This window comes from Mycobacterium sp. TH-M116, from assembly GCF_057473685.1.
On record NZ_JBYCLC010000325.1, the window covers coordinates 1 to 4,523 of the forward strand.

The following is a 4,523-nucleotide window of genomic DNA, read 5'->3' on the forward strand; positions in this document are numbered from 1 at the left end:
CGGTAGCGCTCGACCATGGTGTTGCCCACGGCTCCGTCCAGCAGTGAGCGGAACTCGACCGTGCCCGACCAGTTCTCGGCGCCGAGCGTGGTCTTCATGGCCAGCACGTGGGGCTCGTGCATGGACGCGAATCGCTGCTGGGTCAGCGTCGTGATCTGTCCCGCGCTGTCGCGGAATCGAAGTGTGCGCGACAGCGTGGCGTGCCGCAGGTCGAATGTCTGCCGATAGGACAGCAAATCGACATCGTCGACGTGAAACCATGTGCTGCCATTGATTCGGAACGTCAGCGCCAGCCAGTTGGGCAGGTTGACCAGGCTTTCGTTTTCAATCACCCGGCCCGCGATCACGTCGCCCAGTTGGTTGTACACACCGGCGGCGTAGGTGCCCGGGTAGTGCGATTCGGATGCGGCCGCCTCGGGTGCGCAACCGCGGGTGGCGACATAGCCGTTGCCGACGGTGCACAGCGCTTCGCGGAGACGCTCGGTACCGGGATCGTAACCCTCATAGACAAGCTCCCACGCGTCGTCCGGCTCGGCCGCCGCCGCCTGCGACAAATCCCCGGCCAGTCGCCGGAGTAATTCACATACCGCCGAGGGGTTTTCGAGGCGCAACAGCGCGGCCGACGGGCGATGGCCGTCCTCGTGGTGGTCTAGCACGATTCCCACGCCGTCGAACCGGACCGCGTCGAAGGCGTCCTCGTCGGTGATGTCGCCGCCGATGTAGATCGGCAGCACCGCGTCGGTACCCGCGGCACCGTCAACGCCCGCGCCGGTTTGCTCAATGTTCCCGAGGAGCCAATCCAGCGTTGCGCCCTTGTCCCAGAACATGTCCGGGCGCAGTTCGATGACCGTGCGACCTGTGTTGACCCGCAGACCCACGGAGCGTGCGAGCTCGCGGACTGCCGCGATCGCGCGTTCGGCATCTTCCGCATTGGCATTGCGGTGGTCAACGGCTACGGAAAAACGTTTGTGTTCCAGCAGTATTCCAGGGAGGTCGCCCAGTGTCTCCGTCAACTGGGCGGCCGCGTTCTTCAGCATGCCGATGACGCCCGCGGCGTCGGCGTTCTCGTGGTGGGTGCCGTCTGGCGCGAGCAGTTCGAAACCGTGGCTGCCCGCGTACCACAACCCGTCGACGCCCACCCGGTCGCGCACGTCCGTCAGATCCCGGCCGCTGATGACCGCCACGGGGCAGAAGGCGGCCAGCGCGTGCAACGCCTCGGCGGCGACGTCGACCAGTGTCGCCGCCTCGGGCTGCGCGACGATCTCGGACAGCGTGCCGTCGAAGTCGAGGAACACCGCCGGACGACGGTTTGTCACCAGTTCTTTGAGCTGGCTGTAGACCTGGATGGCATCGGCGATTCCCGAGACGGCGGTGCCGCCACGGCGCACCGAGATTTCTGCGAGGTCGGCGATGACCGTGTCGGCCCCCCGCGCCAGCAGGTCGTCGGCGTCTTCGTTGCGCTGCAGACCGATGACCAAGCCGAACCCGCCGTCCCTGCCGGCCCGGATGCCGTCTTCGTCGCGCCCGATCACCACGCAGCGGACGGGCCGCACGCCCAGCCGGCCTGCAAGTTCGGTCAGGAATGCGGACCGGTGTTCTCCAGTCCGGACGGCCATGTCCTCGTCGGCGAGGACGTTGACGAGTTGTTCGATCCCGGCGGCACGCAAAGCCTGCGCGCCGTGGTGGGTGGTCGAGTAGACCGCGGTCGCGGCACCGACCTCGCGCAGTCGGCGCAGCAGCGGCACGGTGGAACCGCAGAGTTCGACCTCGACGCCGCCCTCGACGCCGCCCTCGACGCCGCCCGGCCCGGACTCGCTGACCAGCCGGTCCTCGGTGGCAAGGCAGTCGAGGTCGAAGATCACCGCGTCGTGGTAGCGCCGGTCGATGGTGGCGGGCCATTCGGTCACCGGTTTGACGATGCCACGGTAAGGCGTGCGGTAGAACCCGCGCGAACCGATCGGGGCCCCTTGTCTACGCGGTTGAGGACTAAAGCCTCGCGTCCGTCTATCTTTCGCGCCATAGTGTTTTCAGCGAACGAGGGGAGTTCGACATGTCCGCGCCCGCCAACCGGTACGGGATCCTCGCCGGCGTCGACGGATCGCCTGCTTCCAACGCCGCCGTCTGCTGGGCGGCGCGTGAGGCGGCGATGCGGCACGTCCCGCTGACTTTGGTGCACATGGTCAATGCCGCCGTGCCGATGTACCCGCAGTTCCCGCTGTCGACGGGCGTTTCGGCATGGCAGGAGGCAGAGGGCCGGCGCGTTCTCGAGCAGTCGGTCAAGATCGCCGAGGACGCCGTGCCGGCCGGCCGCAGCATCTCCGTATCCAACGAGCTCCGGTGCTCGCCGCCGGTGCCGACGCTGGTCGACATGTCCCGGGACGCGGAGATGCTCGTCCTGGGCAGCCACGGGCGCGGTGCGGTGAAGCGGATCCTGCTGGGCTCGGTCAGCACCAATGTGGTGCGTGGCGCGCACTGCCCGGTTGCGGTGGTCCGCGACGAGGATCCGCTGATGCCCCATCCGGGGCAGGCCCCGGTGCTGGTGGGGGTGGACGGCTCGCCGGCCTCGGAGCTGGCCGTGAGCATCGCCTTCGACGAGGCGTCCCGGCGGGGCGTGGATCTGCAGGCGCTGCACGTGTGGAGCGACGTCGGCGTGTACGAACTGCCCGGGGTGGACTGGTCCACGATCGAGGCCGAGGCTGCGCGCAGCCTCGCCGAACAGCTGGCGGGCTGGCACGAACGCCATCCCGACGTCACGGTGCACCGCCTCGTCGAATGTGACCGCCCGGCAAGGCAGTTGATCAAAAAATCGGAGGGCGCCCAGCTGGTCGTCGTGGGAAGTCACGGCCGGGGCGGGTTGACCGGCATGCTGCTGGGTTCGGTCAGCAACGCAGTCCTGCACTCGGTCCGCATGCCGGTGATCGTTGCGCGGCCGCGTTGAGTCCGTGGCTACAGGGATCGCTGCAGGGATCGCTACAGGGATGGCTACAGGGATGCCTCCCGCGAGCACTGCCGGGTCCGCGACGATGACCGTGGCGCCCTACGTCGAGGTGCACGAGACCCACACGGGTGTCGTCGTGCTGGCCGGCGACCGTGCCTTCAAAGCGAAGAAGCCGGTGTTGACCGATTTCCTGGACTTCCGGACACCGCAGCGGCGCGAACGCGCCTGCGCCCGGGAAGTCGAGCTCAACAGCCGCCTGTCACCGCAGAGCTACCTCGGTGTCGCTCACCTCAGCGACCCCACCGGAGGGCCCGCCGAACCGGTCGTCGTGATGCGCCGCTACCGCGACGATGATCGGCTCGCATCACTGGTGGCCCGCGGCCCGGATGAATCCGTCCGCGGCGTGCTGGATGCCGTTGCCGCGATCCTGGCCGGCTTTCACGACCGCGCCGAGCGGAGCCCGCTGATCGGCGCCCAGGGCGAGGTCGCAGCGGTCGGGCGGCGCTGGGCCGAGAACCTGGCGGAACTCGACCGCTACGCGGGCATGGGAGTTCCCGGTGTCGCGGCCGGGCAGGTGGCGCGGCTGCGCCGCCTCGCCGAGGAGTTCATCGCGGGACGCGCGCCCCTGTTCGCCCGCCGTGTCGCGGCGGGAAACATTGTCGACGGCCACGGCGACCTGCTGGCCGACGACATCTTCTACGAGGACGGGCGCCCGGCGCTGCTGGACTGCCTCGAGTTCGACGACGAACTGCGCTACGTCGACCGCATCGACGACGCCGCCTTCCTCGCCATGGATCTGGAGTTCCTGGGCCGTGGCGACCTCGGGGACCACTTCCTGCGACGCTATGTCGCGCACGCGGCGGACACCGCGCCGGGTGCGCTGCCGGATTTCTACATCGCCTACCGCGCCGTCGTCCGGGCCAAGGTCGAATGCCTGCGGTACACCCAGGGCAAACCCGGGGCCGCCGCCGACGCCGCCCGCCACCTGGACATCGCGGGGCGGAACCTGGACAGCGCCACCGTCCGCCTGGCGCTCATCGGCGGCGACCCCGGCACCGGAAAGTCGACCCTGGCGCGGGGACTTTCCGAAGAGATCGGCGCACAAGTGATCTCGACCGACGACGTGCGGCTCCACCTGCGCGGCGCCGAAGTCATCACCGGCGGGTCCGGTGTCCTCGACACCGGGTTGTACACCCCGGCCAACGTCGCGGCGGTCTACGACGAGGTCCTGCGGCGGGCGCAGGAGTCGCTGGGCAACGGACAATCGGTGATTCTCGACGGCACCTGGCGGGACCCGCAGATGCGCGCACACGCGTATCGCGTCGCCGCCGAGTCGCATTCGGCGATCGTGGAACTCATGTGCTCGGCGACCACCGACCTGGCGGCTGACCGGATCACGACGCGGCGGCCGGGCAGTTCGGAGGTGACCCCGGAGATCGCGGCGGTGCTGGCCGCTCACGGTGCCGGACGGGCCGGTTGGGACAGCGCACACCGCATCGACACGTCCCGACCGCTCGCGCAGGTGCTGGCGGAGGCCCGTGGCCTCTGGGATCGCGCGACGTTTCGACATTGATCTTCGACATTG

Annotated in this window: 3 protein-coding genes; 2 read left to right on the forward strand and 1 reads right to left on the reverse strand. The window is 69.0% G+C overall.

The window, feature by feature from the left end:
- A partial coding sequence (gene otsB / locus AC2VOK_RS16760) for a trehalose-phosphatase (RefSeq protein WP_428901488.1) occupies positions 1-1,907 on the reverse strand: 1,907 nt, incomplete at its 3' end.
- A gap of 143 nt (positions 1,908-2,050) precedes the next feature.
- On the opposite strand from otsB, the gene AC2VOK_RS16765 reads away from it, so the two are divergent.
- Together AC2VOK_RS16765 and AC2VOK_RS16770 are read left to right on the forward strand one after the other, a co-directional pair.
- Positions 2,051-2,938, forward strand: coding sequence for a universal stress protein (locus AC2VOK_RS16765; protein WP_428901489.1), 888 nt, complete (start codon positions 2,051-2,053; stop codon positions 2,936-2,938).
- A gap of 52 nt (positions 2,939-2,990) precedes the next feature.
- Entirely contained in the window at positions 2,991-4,511 is a 1,521-nt protein-coding gene (locus tag AC2VOK_RS16770) for a bifunctional aminoglycoside phosphotransferase/ATP-binding protein (protein WP_428901490.1), read from the forward strand.
- Positions 4,512-4,523 lie beyond the last annotated feature (12 nt).

What these genes read in the sequence shown, in the direction of transcription:
- AC2VOK_RS16765 (WP_428901489.1), top strand. Translation starts at nt 2,051, where the DNA reads ATGTCCGCGCCCGCCAACCGGTACGGGATCCTCGCCGGCGTCGACGGA.
- AC2VOK_RS16770 (WP_428901490.1), top strand. Translation starts at nt 2,991, where the DNA reads ATGCCTCCCGCGAGCACTGCCGGGTCCGCGACGATGACCGTGGCGCCC.